This is a genomic window from Paucibacter sp. DJ2R-2 (assembly GCF_025717675.1).
In the GTDB taxonomy this organism is placed as follows: Bacteria; Pseudomonadota; Gammaproteobacteria; order Burkholderiales; family Burkholderiaceae_C; genus Paucibacter_A.
Genome location: NZ_JAJIRT010000002.1, coordinates 124129 through 143298 on the forward strand (window position 1 = coordinate 124129; position 19170 = coordinate 143298).

The window sequence follows — 19170 nt, forward strand, 5'->3', positions numbered from 1 at the left end:
TGCGGCGAAACGCTGAAATTCAGGCCCAGATCACCGCCAATTCCTAACTTCTAGGGCACGCGGTGAGCTGAGTCGCTGGCCAACCGACAGCAATCAGGCGGATGTGGACCGAAACCGGACCATATCCGGACCAAAACCGGACCGTAAGCGAACCGTATCCGGACCGTATCCGGACCAAAAGCGGACCATATCCGGACCGTATCCGGACCCTTTTGAGCCCAGTGCACGTTTGGCCTCCCAGGCGCGACATCAAGTCGGCCTGAACGGGCTCCGGCGGCCCGGCATCGGGCGTGGCGGGTGTCAGCGGTGCCGGTCTGGCCAAAGGCCTGTCCGGCACGGGGGCGCGTTCATGCATCGCATGAAGGCATTGAAGCCCCCATCCGCTGACACGGGAGCGGGCCCGCCTCTCATCTTCCCTGCCGCTGCCGCAGCTGCCTTTCAGCGCGGCGCCAGCTCCAAACGATCAGAGTGCTCTCTGACGTCCAAACCATGCAGTGCCGCCACAGCTCGCGCAAAGCTCGTACTGTCGCCCGTCCTGAACAGGCCACTGACTCGCAGCGCCTTGAGCCTGTCGGAATCGACGATCACGATGGGCTTCGAGCTATAGCGGTTCATCTCGGCCACGGCCTCATTGAGGGTGACATCATCAAACGAGGCCTGGCCACGTGTCCAGGCCACTGCCCGGCCCAGACCTGGTCGATCAACTCGCACCTTAGAGATCCGTGAAGCGGCCATTGCGCCATCAACGCGCACACGCTCCCCTGCAGTCATCACGACCGGACCAGCACCCGCCGCTGCGGCCACCCGACCTGCCTGAGGCCGCAAGACAACCTGCCCCTCGATCAAGGTCACTTCGAGCGACGTGCTGACCTCTTGCATGCTCGGCTGCAAGCGCACGAGAAAAGCGGTTCCAGTCGCTTTGACCTCGGTCCCGCCCGCAGTCACCAGGAAGGGGCGGCTGGCGTCCTTGGCCACTTCGAACAGCGCCTCCCCGGACTCGACGACCACAAGCCGTTCAGACAAAGTCAGACTTGCCCGGACTTTCGTGGCGGTATTCAAAGACATGCGACTGCCGTCCTGCAGCATCACCACCCGGTGCTCCCCCACTCCCGTGGCATACACCTCTCCAGTTCGCCATGGCTGCAGCGCCAAGACCAGCACGGAGGCAAGCACCAGGAACACCGCAGCCAAGGCCCATTGCATCGGCCAGGGGACTCTCAAGCGATGCTCTGAAACCCTTTCGGCACTGCTCCAGGCGTTGACGCAGGCACTGAGAGTGAGATTCGCAACCTCCTGCCATGTCTCCGTACACCGTTCAAAGGCAAGCCGATGCGCGGCTGACTGGGCCTGCCACGCCAAGCACTCGCGCACCATAGCTGGCGTGCGGCTGGGGCCATGCAAACGGGCGATCCACACGGCAGCTTCAGCAGCGAGGTCTGGCGACACCAATGGCGGAGGCCGATCCCCGGCTTCTGCAGCCAACTCGTCTCGTCCACTATCCGTGCGCCCCGCCCTGCCCGGCACCGACTCAAACTCAGCGACCACTACCAACCTTCCATCCAGCTTGTCAGTTGCAGGGTGGCCTTGGCGACATGCTTCTCCACCGTGCTGATGCTCAAGCCATGATTCTGGGCAATCTCTTGGTAAGTCAAACCGTCGATCCGGTGCGACAGAAAAATTTCCCGGGTCTTATCAGTCAGGCGCCCTAACCCGAGACTCAGACGCGCCATGCGCTCCCGTGCCAGCACGATCGCCTCAGTGCCAGGAGCGGTGTCGAGCAGGACCACCTCGTCCACCATCAGCTGTTCGCCATGGCTGACGCTGGACCGGTGAGCATCAATGGACAGATTCAGCGCAGTCCGCATCAAGAAAGCTTCGGGTACATCCACCACCTGCTCGCGCTCATAACAGGCCAGGCGGACCCAGGCCTCTTGCACAAGGTCATCGGCGTCGTCGCCCGATCGCCCACGGCGAATCAGTGCGGCCTTTACCCTCTTGAAGATGGGCGGCAACGGAGTTTTCACGATGGACGCCCAATTAAATTTGACTGAACTGATCCAACGAGATCGCAAGCAACTGGGGTGGGTGAACAGGCATGCTCGCAATCATCCATCCGAAGTCGTGATGACCGAGTCATGGCGCCTCCTTGACGCGGATTGCTTCTCCGGGCACCTGTGACTGTGAGTTCTTTTTGCGAGAAGCAAGCGCGACAGATGAGTCACAGGCTGGCCAAATTGTGACTCAAAAGCGGCTGACTTAAAAGCATCAAAGCGAAAAACTTCGCCGATGCCCAAAGATACGTCGTCCAAGAGTCACCGAAAAAGCGCGCGCGAGCACCTCTCTCGCAACCTCGTTGTATTGCGCCGAAAAAAGGGTTGGTCTCAAGAAGATCTTGCGTTAGAAGCTGGGCTTCACCGCACCTTTGTCGCTCATGTTGAGCGGTGCGCGAGGAATATCTCCCTCGACAACATTGAAAAGCTCGCCATCGTGCTTGGCGTCGAGACTTACAGCCTGTTGCTTCCAAATTCGACCGAATAGCTTTCACCGCGCCTGATCGAATTTAACTCCGGATCTGATAGGGCTAGTTATTCAACCAGTCCAAGTACGCTCATCATGTATTTGCGTTGGCAGAGATTCAGGGGCAGCAGTCCACTACGGGGATGATTGGCAGGCTCACCATGCAAAACTCAATACTCCACAGTGTAGAGAGCATCACTGTTTGGCTGTGGATCTCTGGAAACTGCGAGGCAGGGTCGCTATGGCAGCCAAGAATTCGTAAACCTCCTGAAAGTTGCTTGAGACTGCATGAGCCAAGATAAGCTTGTCATCAACCTGGACTTCGACAGTTCGCGTGGCCACTTCCTGAGGGCTATTCAGCATCAATTAGACATCGTCACATTGCTGATCGCCGGCGCAGAGCGAGTGAGCGCGGAGGAAGCGCAGCCACAAGGAATTCACAACTTTAGCCCGGCACATGGTACCGAGCTGTCTCATGAGGAAGCCAGGAGTGCCGGGTTAGCGTGGCTGAACACCAGCTTCCTTCGAGATTCAATAGAAGCAACGGATCAATTTCTGGGCCGATGCCTATCATTCTGCAATGCCATCCGTATTGCCGGCAAAGGGAATGCCAGCGCCGATGAGCTTGAGCAGATATTGCGGCTCGCACCGCAGAGGCATCACAAAATGCACTTCCCCAAGAAACTGGAGGAACTGGAGCAGAAATATGGGGTCAGGCCCGAGTTCACTGCGCACGTCCTTTCGCTAAACAAGGTTCGAACTTGCCTGGTCCATCGCCTTGGAAAGGTCTCGCGCCTTGACACCAATAGCGAAGATCGCCTTGTTGCGAAGTGGGTCACCAGCATAATGGTTCTACGCGGACTGCAGACTGGAAGAGAACTGGTACTGACAGTGCCCGGTCAAGGCTTAGATGAAGAGACTGAGCTTGAGATGCGAATCGTCGAACATGAAAAGATGTTCAACCTCGGGACACAGATTGTTCTTGAGCAGTACGATATTTTCAGCACCATCTTCACGCTGTGGCGGTTTGGTTTGGCCTGTGCCGACGCGGTAGAACAGTTCGCCCGAGAGGTCGGCGTTTCCGTGAGTAGGCCGAGTGAATCTGGATTGCCGCACTCGCCGCTTCACCGGGATCAATAGTACGGCCCAGATCCTCGTTCGCACTGAGACAGACCTCATTCGGAAAGCGATCTGGCTGCGACGCGGAAATCACCATGTCCGTGTGTTGAACGCTTCCCTGCTCCTAATGAGTGGCCGGAGGTGCAACGGTTTCCCAACCAATCCGCTCCTCGCTTAGTACGACCTGGCTAGATTCCATACGAGCGATGGCGGCCAAGCGCTCGTTCTCTCGCATCTTGGACAGCCTCTGCTGATCACGGAATTCGCGTAGTTGCTCATCCCAATGATGCGCTATCAGAAAACTATAGGTCGCATCAGCTACGCCCAGGCCGGCTGCAAGAACCGTGGCCTCCAACATTGCATGCACCAATTGCTGCGACAAGACAGGCAAAAACGCGACAAGGGCACAAATAGCAACCCACGCCGCCCGAAGCATAAGACGGCGGCGCAGGGCCGTAGCCTTTTCTCTTGTCTGCAAGTAGCCATCAGCCCCAAGCTCTTGCCCGGATAGAACGTCATCGACCTTCGAACGCAGGCTCCATAGCGCAGTACTAGCCAACAAACAATAGGGACCAAGGGCTCCTGAGATCGTGGCCAAGACTTTGATGTCCAGCGCCCGCCAAGCCACCTCCGCCATCCCAAAGCCAATTACGGCAAAAAGGATCCGATAGATGGGGCGAGGGACGATGAGTGCGTCTATAACGCTGAACTCACTTCGCCGTTTTGCAACTTGGCCAGCAACCATTGCTTCATCAAGCCAAAGACTTCGTCAGCACTGGGCAATCCATTCCATACGTCGACATTGATGTGTCCAGTCAGCTTCAGATCGCTACCTGTCAGTACCGTCCCATCCTTCAAATGAACTGTGGGCTCAACACCTTCGGCCGCCCGCAAAGCTGATGCGAGCTTATTCAGCAGCTTCTGACCATCCTTCGTCGTGCTGCGATCATAGGTCACATGCAGCGAGTACTTGATGTTGGAATTATTGAGCGCATCTAGATCCAGCGCGGCAGCACGGTCTTTCGAGATCAACCCCTTCAGCACCCCGAGGATAAGACTGCTTGACTCTGCATCGTTATGCAGATCGAAGTCGCGTACTGCGTGCTCAGATCGCGCAACTCCCCCGTCGCCATCCGAATTGCCCCAGGCTGGTACTAGTGCCCCGCCCAGATCGATCGATTTGACAGGCGACTTCAGCGCTTTGGTCAGCGTTGACTTCGGCGGCTTCGCCGTCAGAACTACCTCTGCAAGTTCATGGATTTGACCAGCCTTGCGCAGCAACCAAGTCAAATGCTCTTCAACATGATCAGACCTTAGTGATTGCGATTGCATCAGGACAACGTGATTGCCGCTGATAGACATGAAGAGCGTACCCTCTACGAGCTCTTGTTGTTTGCCTGATGGAGTCTTGGAAACAGGAACGGCTCGCATCGCGAGCGTCGTCGCGCTGTCATCGTCTTCCAAATACAACGATGCCATACCTGGCGTGTATCGAGCTAGAAGCGCGTGAACAAAGCCAGTCTCTATCTTCGACTGACCGACGAGCCGCCAAATTGGAGATTCGTCCTGTGGAGCCAACGACTCTCGACGCTGCTTGATCATGCGCAGCTTGATGAGAGCCTGTTTGACCATATCCTCAAGAGTGGCAGTCGGCTTGATATTTTTGAACTCAGCGTACCGATAGCTGATCGCCTTTCGTCGGCGTTCTTTTGTTGTCATGCGGCTCCCTTTGCATTCGCGGCTTTAGCCCTTCAGGCCAAAGCCTGACTGTCATCGTCCAACATGAGGAGCGATGTTTCAGTCGCAACAATACCAGTATGTGGAGTCGATTTACTCTGACAATGACAAGTTCAGGTACCTCGTCAGAACACAGCTCAACTAAAGAAATCCATGGGCATCGCCGAGCTCACGTATTGAGACAAACGGTTCCCAATCGTCGGGTCTCTGGGTGCGGTAAACCCATCGAACTCACATCCCGGACCGCAAGCGAAACCAAGCCACCTTGCGACCATCGTCGCCCACCCGGTACTCCAAGTCGAACATTCGAGATTCCGAAAGCACCTGCGGCCAGGTCCGACAGCCGTACTTGGCGGGGGTCTGCTCGGAGTGGTAAGCCTCTATCCAAGCCTGGGCCCGTTCCAGCCTCGCCCAGCCATCCTCAGAAAGCTCCGTGGCAGCCTGCCTTAGCACCGAAACGATGCCGGAAAAAGGCCACCTGAAGCTGCCGTCTGGCGCGATGCCGTTGACCACCATGTCATGGAAGGCTTCAGTTGCTGCGAAGGCCGCCATCATTGCGCGCGCCTTCTCCATACCCTGAGCCCAGGCGAGCAACTCGCAGTGGTGGAGTTCAATACGCTCATAGCAGTGTTCGAGGTGCTCCAGGGCGGCAGTGCAACCCGCGTCGCTGCCAAGGTCGAATTTCTCAATGAGATGGTGCACCAGCTGGTTTCGCATGACCACCAATTCCTCGATAGCTGCCCGCGTTCTGGCCAGCCGTTGAGGCTCCATCGTGATGCGATGACTCACCGCCAGGGAGGTAAGGTCGGTGGGCACTTCGCCTACTGGTAGCAGTTCGCGCTCATGGCCGTCAGGTACGGCATAAGTCTCGAACAAAGACTTGACCAACGTGCCAAGGGTTTTGTCAGCCAACTTCTCGACGCGAGTGGCAAGCTGCGTCTCAATGGTCCGTGCAGGGCCCGCCAACTCGTGGTTGGCCAGCAGAGCCTTCATCAAGCACTCGTACTGTTGCAGGCGCAGCATGCATCGACCCAAGAGGCGCTCGACCTCTACTTGCGGCTCAGTACGTCGATCATCACTCATCGCATATTGGGTCACGAAAAGACTGTATCTCAGGCCCTATGCAGACGGCTGGAGCGCACCTCGGCGCATGCGCAGGGTTTTAGCCTTGGCAAAGCTGATTTCTTTGAGAAACTGGCAAGCCTGGACCGGCATCGTGCAACTCACGCGGCTTGGTGAAGTATCCACGGCCTGGTACACCGGGCAATCACCCAAGACTGCTCCGACCAAAGCTGCCGCATTCGTACCGTGGGAACGCTCAATAGCGAGCATCGATGGTGATCCACTCGCGACGACCTGTTGAAGCGCCGCATAGGGGCACTTTTGCTGACGAACGAGGCTGGCATCCCCGATGACACGAACTCGCGCCAGGTTCGGCGCCCGGCTCCGCGCAGATCGCAGAAAAAAGTCACCGCCAGCAAAAATGTACGTTGGGCTGAGGCCAAAAACGTCCAGCGAAGCACCCCAACAGCCAACTGCCGGTTTACCCATTGGTTTACCCATTGAGCGCAATCGCTGCCGGAAAAGAAAAACGGGTTAGCTGCTTTCGCTGCTAACCCGTTGATTTACTTCAATAAAATGGTCGGAACGGTGGGATTCGAACTCACGACCCCTTGCACCCCATGCAAGTGCGCTACCAGGCTGCGCTACGCCCCGACTTAGCTTTGCATTATAGGAGGTTTTTTACGTTCATGGCAAGAGTGTTTGTCGAATTGCCAATAATTCTTCTTTGACCTGGGCCAGAGTCAGGGGTTCGACCCCGCTCATCGCGCCACCGATGCGCAGCGAGATACCGGCCAGTTCGTCCAGACCTGCCGTGCTGCGGGCGGCCGAAGGCTGGGCCACCAGAGCTGCCACACCCGTGCTGGCGCCCGCGCCACCGGGCAAGGCAGCAGCTCGAACGACGATGTCGCCGCCGGCGAAGCTGGCTTCGTCATCGAGGCGTTGCGCTTCATCGGCTTCTTGCTTGAACACCAAGGCCGCGGCATCGCTACGGGCGGCGCCGCCTTCCATCAACTGGTTGCGAGCACCGCTGATGGTGAAGCCCTGGTCGTAGAGCAGGCCGCGGATGCGGCGGATCAGCAGCACCTCGTGGTGCTGGTAGTAGCGCCGGTTGCCGCGCCGCTTCATGGGCTTGAGCTGGATGAACTCCTGCTCCCAGTAGCGCAGCACATAGGGCTTCACGCCGCACAAATCGCTGACCTCACCGATGGTGAAGTAACGTTTGGCAGGGATGGCGGGCAGCGCGTTTTCCATGCAAATCAAGGGCTTTCGGTGGGGAGGTCAGACTCTACTCGAAGTCATCTTCCCCGCCTACCTCGCCCTGGACCACGTCCTTGAGCTTGTGGCTGGCATGGAAAGTGACCACATCGCGGGCCTTGATAGGGATGGCTTCACCCGTGCGCGGGTTGCGGCCCGGGCGCGGCGCCTTGCGGCGGATGTTGAAATTGCCAAAACCGGACAACTTCACGTCCTGCCCACGCACCAGGGTGCTGTGGATGATGTCGAAGAAGGCCTCGACCATGTCCTTGGACTCGCGCTTGTTCAGACCCAGCTTGTCGAACAGCAGTTCGGCCAGCTCGGCCTTGGTCAAGGTCGGGGTTTCAAGCGTGGGCAGCAGAACGCGGGCCGCGGCGATCAGAGCCTGATCGTCGAGCGCGTCATCGTCCCGGGTGTCGTGTGCAGTCATCAGCGTCTTGCCTTGCTTGCAGTCGTTGCTGCCATCAGCCGCGCAGGCTCGCGCCCAGTTGTTCAGCCAGTGCAGCCACCACGGCTGCCACCGTCTGCTCGATGCGCTCGTCGGTCAAGGTGGCTTCGTCGTCCAGCAGTTCGAGGCGCACGGCCATGCTGCGCTCGCCTTCCTTCAGCTCGGCATTGGCCTGCGTGGGCTTGAAGACGTCGAACAAACGGGCCGAACGGATCAGGCCGGTGTGGGCGCTGGCGATGGTCTGCATCAGCGCATCGTGGCTGACCTGTTCGCCGACGATAACGGCCAGGTCGCGCAGCACCGACTGCTGGCGCGGGATCGCCTGTGCGGCCGGCAGCTGGCGCTCAAGCACGGCCGGCAGGTCCAGCTCGAACAGCACCGGCGCGCTGGGCAGCTCGTAGCCTTGACGCCACTTGGGGTGCAGCTCACCGATCACGCCGATATCGCGGCCATCCAGCTCGACGCGAGCGCTGCGGCCCGGGTGCAGGGCCGGATGTTGGGCCGGCTTGAACTGCAGCTGTCGCGGGGCGAACAAGGCCTCCAGATCGCCCTTCACATCGAAGAAGTCGACCTGGCGATCACGCTGGCTCCACTGCGGCTGGTCCGCCGGGCCGAATGCGAGACCCGCCAGACGCATGGGCTGGGCCACGCCGGCGATGCTGCTGTCGCTCTCCTGCACCGAGGCGTCGCGCAGGAACACGCGGCCGATCTCGAACAGGCGCACGCGGCTGGCGCGGCGGCTCAGGTTGTGGCGCAAGGCCTGGATCAAGCTGCCCATCAGGCTGCTGCGCATCGCGGCCAGGGGCGCGGCGATGGGGTTGAGCAGCTGGATCGGGTTGCTGTTGCCGGCCAGTTCGGCCTCCCAGCGGGCTTCGACAAAGCTGAAGTTGATGGTCTCGAAATAGTCCCGAGCCGCCACGGCATGGCGCAGCGCATGGATGGCGCGGCGCGATTCCGAGGCCACCTTGGCCACCACCGGCGCCAGCGGCGGGGTGTTGGGCAGGCTGGGGTAGCCCTGCACGCGGATGATTTCCTCGATCAGGTCTTCCTCGATCTGCAGATCGAAGCGCCAGCTCGGCGGCGTCACGGTCAGCACGCCCGGCGCCTCGCTGAACTGCAGGCCCAGCCGGCTGAAAACGCGCGCGCAATCTTCCTGCGTCACCGGCATGCCGATCACCTTGGCCGCGCGAGCGACACGCAGGGCCACGGGCTTGCGCTCGGGCAAGGCGCTGATCTGGTCGTCCAGGGGGCCGGCTTCACCGCCGCAGATCTCGAGGATCAGCTGGGTGATGCGCTCGATGTGCAGGGCCGTGTCGGCCGGGTCCACACCGCGCTCGAAGCGGTGACCGGCATCGGTCGAGAAGTTGTAGCGGCGCGAACGGCCGGCCACGGCCTTGGGCCACCAGAAGGCGGCTTCGACGTAGACGTTGCGGGTGTCGTCCGACACAGCGGTGGCGTCGCCGCCCATGATGCCGGCCAGAGACTCGGGCGCCGAGGCATCGGCCACCACGCCCACGGTCTCGTCCAGCTCGACGGTGTTGCCATTGAGCAGCTTGAGGCTTTCGCCTTTCTTGGCCCAGCGGATCACCAGCTCGCGGTCGATCTTGTCCAGATCGAAGATGTGCGAGGGTCGGCCCAGCTCGAACATCACGTAGTTGGAGATGTCCACCAGCGGCGCCACGCTGCGCTGGCCGCAGCGGGCCAGGCGATCCACCATCCAGGCGGGGGTCTTGGCCTGCGTGTTGACGCCACGCACGATGCGGCCAGAGAAGCGGCCGCACAGATCGGCCGCCTCGATGCGCACCGGCAGCTTGGCGTCGTGTTGCGGCTGCACCGGGCTGATGGCCGGCGCCTGCAGCGGCGTGCCAGTCAGCGCAGACACCTCGCGGGCAACGCCGTACACGCTCAGGCAATGGGCCAGATTGGGCGTCAGCTTGAGGGTGAACAAGGTGTCGTCGAGATTCAGATGCTCGCGGATGTTCTGGCCGACGGGTGCACTCGCGTCCAACTCGAGCAGGCCGCCATGCTCCTCGCTGAGCTTGAGCTCACGCGCCGAGCACAGCATGCCGAAGCTCTCCACACCGCGCAGCTTGCCCACGCCGATCTTGAAGGCCTTGCCGTCTTCGCCCGGCGGCAGCTCAGCGCCCACGGTAGCCAGCGGCACCTTGATGCCGACGCGTGCATTGGGTGCACCGCACACGATCTGCAGAGGCTCGCCGTTATTGAAACCAGCACCGGCATTGACCTTGCAGACGCGCAGCTTGTCGGCGTTGGGGTGCTGCTCAGCCTCGAGTATCTCGGCGACCACGATGCCATGGAAGGGCGGCGCCACCGGGCGCAGCTCTTCGACTTCCAGGCCCGACATGGTCAGCAGGTCGGCCAGCTCTTGCGTGTTCAGCGGTGGGTTGCAGAAGGACCGCAGCCAGGATTCAGGGAATTGCATGTGAAATCTCTTCTTCTCTGCTCTCTCGAGCGTGTTCTGGTGGATGGCGGCGCGCGGGGCTTACTTGAATTGGCTCAAGAAGCGCAGATCGCCATCAAAGAACAGGCGCAGATCATTCACGCCGTAGCGCAACATGGCCAGACGGTCGATACCCGAGCCGAAGGCAAAACCGATGTAGCGCTCGGGGTCCAGGCCCATATTGCGGATCACCTGCGGATGCACTTGGCCGGAGCCCGAGACCTCGAGCCATCGTCCTTTCAGCGGACCCGAGCCGAACATGATGTCGATCTCGGCGCTGGGCTCGGTGAAGGGGAAATAGCTGGGGCGGAAACGCAGCTCCAGCTGATCGGTTTCGAAGAAGGCGGTGATGAAGTTCAGGTAGACCGACTTCAGGTCCTTGAAGCTGATGTTCTCGCCCACCCACAGGCCTTCGACCTGGTGAAACATCGGCGAGTGGGTGGCATCACTGTCGACACGGTAGGTGCGGCCCGGCGCGATCACGCGGATCTCGGGCATGGGCTGGCCGGCGTCAATCAGGGCCTTGTGTTTCTTGACATGCTGAACCGCGTAGCGGATCTGCATCGGGCTGGTGTGGGTGCGCAACACATGACCGCCTTCGATGTAGAAGGTGTCATGCATGGAACGGGCCGGGTGGTCTTCCGGTGTGTTCAGCGCGGTGAAGTTGAACCAGTCGTTCTCGATCTCGGGGCCGTCGGCCACGTCGAAACCCATGGAGCCGAAGATGGACTCGATGCGCTCCATGGCGCGTGTGATGGGGTGCAGGCCGCCGGTGCCGCGGGCACGCCCGGGCAGGCTCACATCGAGCGCCTCGGCCTTCAGTTGCATCTCCAGCTCGGCATCGGCCAGGGCCTGACGGCGGGCCGTCAGCGCGGCCTCGATGCCGGACTTCAGCACATTGATCTCGGCACCGCGGGCCTTCTTTTCCTCGACCGGCATAGCGGCCAGGCTCTTGAGCAACTCGGTCACACGACCGGACTTGCCCAGAAAACGCGCCTTGGCGTTCTCGAGGTCGGCGGGAGTGGCGGCGGCGGCGAATTCGCCTTGGGCCGTCTGCAGCAGTTGATCAAGCTCGTTCATCGCGGTGCCAGTCGGGCGGACTGTCAGAAAAATTCGGGCAACAAATAAAAAAGGCCGACACCCTGGTGTCGGCCTAGAGGGTGCTCACCCCGGCTGTCCTGGAAACCCAGGGGCCGGGGCTGCCGCCACCACAAGCCAAAGCTTGCAGCTGAGGGGCAATTAAGCGAGAGCGGCCTTCACCTTGGCGAAGATGCTGGCAAAACCAGCAGGATCGTTGACGGCCAGATCAGCCAGGACCTTGCGGTCGATGTCGATCTGAGCCTTCTTCAGGCCAGCCACAAACTTGCTGTATGTCAGGCCCAGACCGCGGCTTGCTGCGTTGATACGCGCAATCCACAGGGCACGGAACACACGCTTCTTGGCGCGACGGTCACGGTAGGCGTATTGGCCTGCCTTCATCACCGCCTGTTTGGCGATGCGGAAAACATTCTTACGACGACCACGGAAACCCTTGGCCAGAGCCAAGACCTTCTTGTGACGGGCTCGGGCGGTAACACCACGTTTAACGCGAGGCATAGTATTTCTCCTTCAGAAGTCGATCAGAGGCCAGCGAAGGGCAACATTTGAGCCATGTGGCCCATGTTGGTTTCGTGCACGGCCGTCGTGCCACGCAGGTGGCGCTTGTTCTTCGTGGACTTCTTCGTGAGGATGTGGCGCTTGAACGCCTGACCGCGCTTGACGGTACCGCCCGGGCGGACGCGGAAGCGCTTCTTGGCGCTGCTCTTGGTCTTCATTTTGGGCATGTGAGTGCTCCTTTTAAGTACGTCCCAGGGGCGATTGCGGGCCTCGCAATACTTTGACCAGCCTCTGGAGACTAATAAGCCTGCCGACGACCAAATCGGCAGGCCTGAACTTGCGCGAACTGCCTTTGCAGGATGTTCGCCGAACCACCCGAGGGCGGCCTTGCTGCAATTGAAAACGGGCCACGGCCCGCTTTCAATTGCGCCCCTCGCGAGGCGCCATGCCCGCTCAAGGCGGGCCAGGTGATCAGCGCTTCTTCGGCGCCAACACCATGATCATCTGCCGGCCTTCCAGCTTGGGCATGTTTTCCACCACAGCCACGTCAGACAACTCGTCGCGAATGCGTTCCAGCAAGCGCATACCGATGTCCTGGTGGGTGATTTCACGACCGCGATAACGCAGCGTGACCTTGCCCTTGTCACCATCCTCGGCGATGAAGCGGCGCAGATTGCGCATCTTGATCAGGTAGTCGCCCTCGTCCGTACCCGGGCGGAACTTGACTTCCTTGATTTCGATGACCTTCTGCTTGGACTTCGCCTCGGCAGCGCGCTTTTGCTCGATGTACTTGAACTTGCCGTAGTCCATCAGGCGGCACACAGGCGGCGTCGCGGTGGCGGAGATTTCGACAACGTCCACATCCAGTTCGCCCGCCATGCGCAAGGCTTCGTGGATGCTCACAATTCCGAGCGGCTCGTTCTCAGGCCCGTTCAGACGGACTTCAGGAGCCATGATTTCGCGATTCAGCCGATGCTTACGCTCAGGAATGGCTCGACGGTCAGCAAATGTAGCGATGGTGCATACCCTTCAACGAGCCTCAAGGCAGGAGGCCCAAACAAAGCAAAAGCGCGCCTGACTGACAGCCATCAGACCTTGTCGGCAATGTCTTGGGAGGCCTTCGCAATGAAGTCTTCCAGAGGCATCACACCGAGGTCCTGGTTGCCGCGGGCGCGCACCGCAACGGCTCCGTTTGCCTTTTCCTTGTCGCCGACGACGAGGATGTACGGAACCTTTTGCAAAGAATGCTCGCGGATTTTATACGTGATTTTCTCGTTCCGCAAATCAGCCTGGACTCTAAGCCCTTGTTTTTGCAGCGATTTCACGATTTCAGCGACGTAATCGGCCTGCGCATCCGTGATATTCGCCACCACCACCTGCACCGGCGCCAGCCAAACCGGCAATGCGCCGGCATGCTGTTCGATCAGGATGCCGATGAAACGCTCCAGGCTGCCGACGATGGCACGGTGCAACATGACCGGGGTCTTGCGCTGGCTGTCTTCATCGACAAACTCAGCATCCAGACGCGAAGGCATATTGGAATCGATCTGGATCGTGCCGCACTGCCACTGGCGACCCAGGGCATCCTTGAGCGCGTACTCGATCTTGGGCGCGTAGAAGGCTCCCTCGCCATGGGCGATCTCGAACTCGCAGCCCGAGCGGCGCAGCGATTCCATCAGCACCTGCTCGGTGCGATCCCAGTACTCGTCCGTGCCGATGCGCGCCTCGGGGCGAGTGGCCACCTTGTAGACGATGTCGGTGAAGCCGAAGTCGGCATAGACCTTCTTCAGCAGTGCCGTGAAATTGGCGCACTCGTCGAGGATCTGGTCTTCGGTACAGAAGATGTGACCATCGTCCTGCGTGAAACCGCGCACGCGCATGATGCCGTGCAGGCCGCCCGTCGGCTCATTGCGATGGCATTGACCGAATTCACCGAAGCGCAACGGCAGGTCGCGGTAGCTCTTGATGCCATGCTTGAAGATCAGGATGTGACCCGGGCAGTTCATCGGCTTCAAAGCGTAGTCCCGCTTCTCCGACTCGGTGATGAACATATTGTCCCGGTACTTGTCCCAGTGACCGGACTTCTCCCACAGACCCTTGTCCAGAATTTGCGGCCCCTTGACCTCTTGGTAGCCGTTGTCACGGTAGACGCGGCGCATGTACTGCTCGACTTCCTGCCAGACGATCCAGCCCTTGGGATGCCAGAACACGGTACCGGGCGAATGCTCGTCGATATGAAACAGATCCAGTTCGCGGCCCAGCTTGCGGTGGTCGCGCTTCTCGGCTTCTTCCAGGCGTAGCAGGTACTTCTGCAGATCGTCCTTGCTGGCCCAGGCTGTACCGTAGATGCGCTGCAGCTGCTCATTGCGATGGTCGCCGCGCCAGTAGGCGCCGGCCACCTTCATCAGCTTGAAATGCTTGAGCTTGCCGGTGGACGGCACGTGCGGGCCACGGCACAGATCGGTGAAAGCCCCTTCGGCGTAGAGCGACACGTCCTGGTCGGCCGGGATGCTCTCGATGATCTCGGCCTTGTAGGCCTCACCCAGGCTCTTGAAATAGCTGACGGCCTCGTCGCGCGGCAGGACTGAGCGGGTGATCTTTTCGTCTTTCTTGGCCAATTCGCCCATCTTCGACTCGATCGCCGCCAAGTCTTCGGGCGTGAAAGGGCGCTTGTAGCTGAAGTCGTAGTAAAAGCCGTTCTCGATCACCGGGCCGATGGTCACCTGCGCCTCGGGGAACAGCTCCTTGACGGCATAGGCCAGCAAGTGGGCCGTCGAGTGACGGATGACTTCCAGGCCGTCGGCGTCCTTGTCGGTGATGATGGCCAGCTGCGTGTCGGCCTCGATCAGGTGGCTGGTGTCCACCATGCGTGCGGCCTCGCCCTGCCCCACACGCCCCGCCAAGGCGGCCTTGGCCAAACCCGCACCAATGGAAGCGGCCACTTCGGCCACGGTCACCGCCTGAGGAAACTCACGCTTGGAACCGTCCGGCAATTGAATCGAGATCATCTGAGCTGCTCCGAAAGAATCTGAAGCCCTGCAAGTGCAAGGCCGAAAAACAAAAAAGCGCGGCTGTCAGAGCCGCGCTTTTTCTTGGGTTGCTGCCCGCAGGCAGCTGAGTAGGGACGTGTGGAAGCCGCGGCCGACTAAACCTGTGGAGGTGTGGTCGTAGTTCGCGGTGTCATAACCATCGTGCCTTTCTCGCCCTTGTTCGTTGATGAGACCTCGATTGTAGCCAAGGAATCAGCGCCGACGCTGCGAGCGTTCGATCTCGTGGCCAATGACCGCGCCGGCGACGGCACCCACGGCCATGCCCAAGGCGGGATCCTCCCCGCGCGCCAGTTCGTGGCCGACCACAGCCCCGACCACACCCCCAGTCACCAGGCCGACTCCACGTGCCGGGCCGTAGCCGCGCCCTTCGTAGCCATGGTGATGGTGATATCCGCCGCCATGACGCGGAGGCAGGACGATACAGGCACTGAGGCTGGACGCCAGACCGAGCATGAGCGCAGCACGCAGCACCAGACGGAAGACAGAGCGAGGCGACATATGAAATCACTCCAGATGGATTGAGTTCATCTGCAACGCCGGTGCCTGCCCCGCGGTTGGCCGCGCTTGCGAATGCTTACAAGTGCCGGGAATTCAGTGCGGCCCGATTCACAGCGGCAGTGCCTGCACGCTGGGCGCAGCGCAAGCCTGGGCAAATTCATCGCGCAGGCGCTGGCTTTCGGCAATCGCCTGCAGCCAGACCCTGACCCGGCCGGCGGCGTCGTTGCCAAAGTGCTGGAAGTCCGAGCGATCGGGCAGCTTGGCGCGCGGCAGGCTGCGCACCCAGTCGGGATGCGGCGCCAGCAGGACCACATTGTCGAGAAACGGCGTCGCGCCGTGGCGGCGCTTCCAGGCCTTGTCCAGCCAGCCCGGCACCACCTGGCGCTGGAAATGTGGGTAGAGCACCAGGCCCTCGCCCGCCATGGCGGCGTAGTTCAGATGCAAGTGGTAGTCGGTGATGCCGCCGTCCCAATAGGCGCCGCGCGGCGCGCCCGGGATGTCTTGCACCGCCTTCAACCAAAAGGGAATGGAACAACTCGCCAGCAGGCTGGGCTGGAAGTTGGCCGCATCCAAAGCCACCTGCTGACTCGGGTAGTCCGCCAAAGGCAGGGGCAGTGACGTGCGCGCATCCGAGAACAGCACCCGCTCCAACCACTGCCCCATCGCCGGCCGAGCCAGGGCATTGGCGGCAAAGGCGCCGGCATAGCCCAAAGGCGTGCGCAGCCGCCCTTCCCGGCTCAGTAGCAAGCCACGACCACGCGAAGTCAGGATGTGCAGGCGCCAGCGCGGATGGCTGAGCACGGCCGCCTCGCGCCCGCCAAAGACCTCGTCGAGCTTGGCTGCGAAAGAGGCCGACACCGAGGCGGCGCTGGGCGGCTTGCCCGGCTCGCTGTCGTAGTGCTGGTGCACATACTCGTGGGACAGGCGGGCGAATTCGACTGGCGTCTCGGCCGCGTCGGCGCTGAGACAGGCTGTGGCCATACGCCAGGCGCCGATTGAAGCTCCGATCAAGTGCACTTCTTGCTCGCCGCGCAGCAACCAGTCACCGAACAGAAACTGGTCCAACGGGCCGAGAATCAAGCCTTTGGGACCACCGGCCGCGGCCGGCACCACGCGCACATCCTCAGGCCGCAAGCCACGCTCGGCCAAGCGAACGCGAGCTCGCGGGCCGGCGAAGATCTGCAGCGCTGGGGTGCTCATCGGCGGCGCAGTTCCTGCATCAGAGCTTCATCTCCAAATTGATGCCGAAGAAGCTGCGGCCCTTGCGCACGCTGCCGCTGCCGTAGCCGCTGCTGAGCAGAGTCTGGGATTCGGCATCGAGCGGCGCCAGGTTGTTCGCCGACACGCGCATCGACAAGGTCTTGCTGAAGGTCCACTGGGCAAACATGTCCAGCGCGCGCGAGCGGGACTGTTCAACCGTCTGACTCAGGGTCTGCTGGGTCGCATAGCCCGGGGTGTAGGCCAGGCTGGCGCCGGTGACCAGAGGCAGACCGCTGAAACGATAGTCAAAGCCCAGATTGCCGGACCAGGGCTGCTGGCCGTCCAGGCGGTTGTCCGGGCCGGGCAAGGCGTCGACCTTGGACTTGTAATAGCTCAACGAGGCACGCAGATTGAGGGCGGTCTTGGCATCGAACCAATCGGGCATCAGCTCACCGGCGCGACCCTTGATTTCCAGTTCCAGGCCGGTGGTCTGGGCTTTGGAGAAATTGGTCGGGCGCGAGACATAGCGCGGCACGCTGGCCCAAGACACAGTCGACAGGCTGGTGACGTTGCGAATCAGATCGTTGACTTGGCGATGGAACACGCCGACGCTGAGCATGCCGCCGCCGGTCAAGTACTTCTCGTAGGCCACATCCAGGCCGGTGGCCAGTTCGGGCTTGAGCAAGGGGTTGCCTTCGCGGTCCGGCGAGATCTCGGTGTTGGGCTTGCTGGTGTCGGTGAACAGGCTGCTCAAGCTGGGGCGGGCCAGCAAGGCATTCAGGTCTGGCGCCTTGTAACTGCGCGTCAGGCTCGCGCGGATCAGGTCCTTGCCCTTGGGGTCGAACTTGTAGTTCAGGTGCCAGAGCGGGGTCAGCACGGTGCTGGTGTTGCGCACCGGCGCGGCCAGGCCGCGGCTCTCGGTGATGATGCGCTCGCTGCGCAGGCCCAGGTAGGTGGACCATTGCGGCGACAGCTCCCACTCATCTTGCACAAACAAGGCCTGGCGCGTGATGCGGGCACCAAAAGGCTGGCCGTCGAAATCGGGCAGTTGGGGCTTGCCGGCTTCGCTGACTGTGCGGTCTTCCTCGCGGCGGCGCCATTCCAGGTCCCAGCCCACGGTCAGGCTGTGGTCCTCGCCCAGCAGCTGACCGAACTTGCCGGCCTGTGTGAAACCGCGGTCGGTGTTGTCACCGACCGCACGGCGCAGCTGGCTGGCTGGCAGAAAGGTCTGGTTGTCGAACGTACCGCGCGAATGCTGCACGCCGCCCTTGAGCTCGAGCTTCTGCTCGTCATTGAAGCGCTTAGACCAGACCGCGTTGCCGCGCAGGTTCTGCCAGGTGCCGTGGCTCAGGCTGTCGTCATCGAGCACCGCATTGGGACTGCTCGACACGAGCTCGTAGCTGCTGCGGTTGTTCCAGAAGCCTTTTTGCAAAAAGGCTTGCAGGGTCAGCGTTTCCTCGTCGCTGATCTTCCAGTTCAGGCGTGGCGCTGAGTTGAACCCATGGCCCCAGTTGGCCTGCTCACCTTGCTGGACGCTGTCTGAGACCTTGCCATCGCGGCCCGGCATGTGACGGGTGCTCTGGACATCGTTCTGACCGCGCCACTGGAAGAAGGACAGCGGCACGGACAAAGCAGCCGAGCCGATCTTCTCGCCCAGGGTGAAGGTGGCCGAGGGCGTGGGACGCACGGCGCTGTAGCCGATGCCGAGTCGCAAATCGCGCTGCGAGATGCGCGGCGCGTCCTTCAGGATGATGTTGATGGCGCCGGCCACGGCCTGAGCGCTCTGGTCGGCCGTGGGCGCCTTGGTCACTTCGATGCGCTCGACCTGCGAAGGGCTGAGCTGGCTCATGTCGAAGCCCGGGGGCGCCGGGTCGCCGTTGATCAGGATCAGGGTGTAGCCCGAACCCAAGCCGCGCATGCGCGGCGCGCCGCCCTGCATGTTCACACCGGGCAGGCGCTTGAGCACATCGGCCACATTGCTGTCGCCGAACTTGTCCATTTCCTCGCGGCCGTAGACCTGCTTGGCCACCGGCGATTTGCGGCGCAGATCGGTGTCGCTCTGCGGACGGGAGGTCAGCTCCACCCGCTCCAGCTTGTTGCCGGCCGCCGGGCGGTTGTCGCCCATACCAGGCACACCTTCCTGCGCCGCCACCAGCGATGCGCTCAAGGACAAGGCGCTGGTCGCCAACAGCAGGCGACAGGCCCGATTCACGGAAGTGCGAGAC

Annotated in this window: 18 protein-coding genes, 1 tRNA gene and 1 pseudogene; 2 read left to right on the forward strand and 18 right to left on the reverse strand. The window is 61.3% G+C overall.

Translation table 11 applies throughout. From position 1 onward, the window contains the following. Positions 1 to 438 precede the first annotated feature (438 nt). The 3 genes and pseudogenes from LNV28_RS07715 to LNV28_RS07725 all read right to left on the reverse strand — a co-directional run bounded on the left by LNV28_RS07715 (position 439) and on the right by LNV28_RS07725 (position 2024). Complete coding sequence (locus tag LNV28_RS07715) at positions 439 to 1203, reverse strand: FecR family protein (RefSeq protein ID WP_263568792.1); 765 nt, start codon at positions 1201 to 1203, stop codon at positions 439 to 441. Between the two features lie 117 nt (positions 1204 to 1320). After that, positions 1321 to 1545 (reverse strand): annotated as a pseudogene (locus LNV28_RS25065) (FecR/PupR family sigma factor regulator); the annotation flags it as partial. Further along, entirely contained in the window at positions 1545 to 2024 is a 480-nt protein-coding gene (locus LNV28_RS07725) for an RNA polymerase sigma factor (protein ID WP_263568780.1), read from the reverse strand. The gene LNV28_RS07725 and the pseudogene LNV28_RS25065, both read right to left, overlap by 1 nt. Before the next feature lie 262 nt (positions 2025 to 2286). On the opposite strand from LNV28_RS07725, the gene LNV28_RS07730 reads away from it, so the two are divergent. Both LNV28_RS07730 and LNV28_RS07735 read left to right on the forward strand, forming a co-directional pair. Next, a complete protein-coding gene (locus tag LNV28_RS07730) occupies positions 2287 to 2538 on the forward strand; it encodes a helix-turn-helix domain-containing protein (protein ID WP_263568781.1) in 252 nt (83 codons plus the stop codon). A 267-nt stretch (positions 2539 to 2805) separates the two neighbouring features. Beyond that, positions 2806 to 3657 (forward strand): hypothetical protein, encoded by an 852-nt coding sequence (locus LNV28_RS07735; RefSeq protein WP_263568782.1) that lies wholly within the window; start codon positions 2806 to 2808, stop codon positions 3655 to 3657. Between the two features lie 103 nt (positions 3658 to 3760). On the opposite strand, the gene LNV28_RS07740 is transcribed toward LNV28_RS07735, so the two are convergent. The 15 genes from LNV28_RS07740 to LNV28_RS07810 all read right to left on the reverse strand — a co-directional run bounded on the left by LNV28_RS07740 (position 3761) and on the right by LNV28_RS07810 (position 19157). Then, complete coding sequence (locus tag LNV28_RS07740; protein ID WP_263568783.1) at positions 3761 to 4234, reverse strand: hypothetical protein; 474 nt, start codon at positions 4232 to 4234, stop codon at positions 3761 to 3763. Between the two features lie 98 nt (positions 4235 to 4332). Further along, positions 4333 to 5355, reverse strand: coding sequence for a hypothetical protein (locus LNV28_RS07745; RefSeq protein ID WP_263568784.1), 1023 nt, complete (start codon positions 5353 to 5355; stop codon positions 4333 to 4335). 249 nt (positions 5356 to 5604) lie between these two features. Continuing rightward, entirely contained in the window at positions 5605 to 6471 is an 867-nt protein-coding gene (locus LNV28_RS07750; protein ID WP_263568785.1) for an OST-HTH/LOTUS domain-containing protein, read from the reverse strand. Between the two features lie 541 nt (positions 6472 to 7012). Further along, positions 7013 to 7089: transfer RNA gene (locus LNV28_RS07755), tRNA-Pro, on the reverse strand. A gap of 33 nt (positions 7090 to 7122) precedes the next feature. Beyond that, positions 7123 to 7689, reverse strand: a complete 567-nt coding sequence (locus tag LNV28_RS25165; protein WP_411969926.1) for a MerR family transcriptional regulator — start codon at positions 7687 to 7689, stop codon at positions 7123 to 7125. 34 nt (positions 7690 to 7723) lie between these two features. Further along, on the reverse strand, positions 7724 to 8122 hold the full coding sequence (locus LNV28_RS07765) for an integration host factor subunit alpha (protein WP_102766625.1): 399 nt from the start codon (positions 8120 to 8122) through the stop codon (positions 7724 to 7726). 34 nt (positions 8123 to 8156) lie between these two features. Further along, a complete protein-coding gene (gene pheT / locus LNV28_RS07770; protein ID WP_263518287.1) occupies positions 8157 to 10583 on the reverse strand; it encodes a phenylalanine--tRNA ligase subunit beta in 2427 nt (808 codons plus the stop codon). Between the two features lie 60 nt (positions 10584 to 10643). Then, positions 10644 to 11681 (reverse strand): phenylalanine--tRNA ligase subunit alpha, encoded by a 1038-nt coding sequence (gene pheS, locus LNV28_RS07775; RefSeq protein ID WP_263518289.1) that lies wholly within the window; start codon positions 11679 to 11681, stop codon positions 10644 to 10646. Positions 11682 to 11840: 159 nt separating this feature from the next. Continuing rightward, positions 11841 to 12197, reverse strand: coding sequence for a 50S ribosomal protein L20 (rplT, locus tag LNV28_RS07780; RefSeq protein ID WP_102766472.1), 357 nt, complete (start codon positions 12195 to 12197; stop codon positions 11841 to 11843). Positions 12198 to 12220: 23 nt separating this feature from the next. After that, a complete protein-coding gene (gene rpmI, locus LNV28_RS07785) occupies positions 12221 to 12424 on the reverse strand; it encodes a 50S ribosomal protein L35 (protein WP_263518291.1) in 204 nt (67 codons plus the stop codon). Positions 12425 to 12668: 244 nt separating this feature from the next. Continuing rightward, the gene (gene infC, locus LNV28_RS07790; RefSeq protein WP_263518783.1) at positions 12669 to 13214 is read right to left on the reverse strand and encodes a translation initiation factor IF-3; all 546 of its coding nucleotides are present in this window, start codon (positions 13212 to 13214) and stop codon (positions 12669 to 12671) included. A gap of 71 nt (positions 13215 to 13285) precedes the next feature. Then, positions 13286 to 15205 carry a threonine--tRNA ligase gene (gene thrS, locus LNV28_RS07795; protein WP_263518293.1) on the reverse strand — a complete coding sequence of 640 codons (1920 nt, stop codon included), beginning with the start codon at positions 15203 to 15205 and terminating at the stop codon, positions 13286 to 13288. Positions 15206 to 15439: 234 nt separating this feature from the next. Continuing rightward, positions 15440 to 15745: a glycine zipper 2TM domain-containing protein gene (locus tag LNV28_RS07800; RefSeq protein ID WP_263518294.1), complete on the reverse strand. Its 306-nt coding sequence runs from the start codon at positions 15743 to 15745 to the stop codon at positions 15440 to 15442. A 108-nt stretch (positions 15746 to 15853) separates the two neighbouring features. After that, positions 15854 to 16945: a patatin-like phospholipase family protein gene (locus LNV28_RS07805; RefSeq protein WP_263518296.1), complete on the reverse strand. Its 1092-nt coding sequence runs from the start codon at positions 16943 to 16945 to the stop codon at positions 15854 to 15856. Positions 16946 to 16964: 19 nt separating this feature from the next. After that, the gene (locus tag LNV28_RS07810; RefSeq protein ID WP_263518298.1) at positions 16965 to 19157 is read right to left on the reverse strand and encodes a TonB-dependent receptor plug domain-containing protein; all 2193 of its coding nucleotides are present in this window, start codon (positions 19155 to 19157) and stop codon (positions 16965 to 16967) included. Positions 19158 to 19170 lie beyond the last annotated feature (13 nt).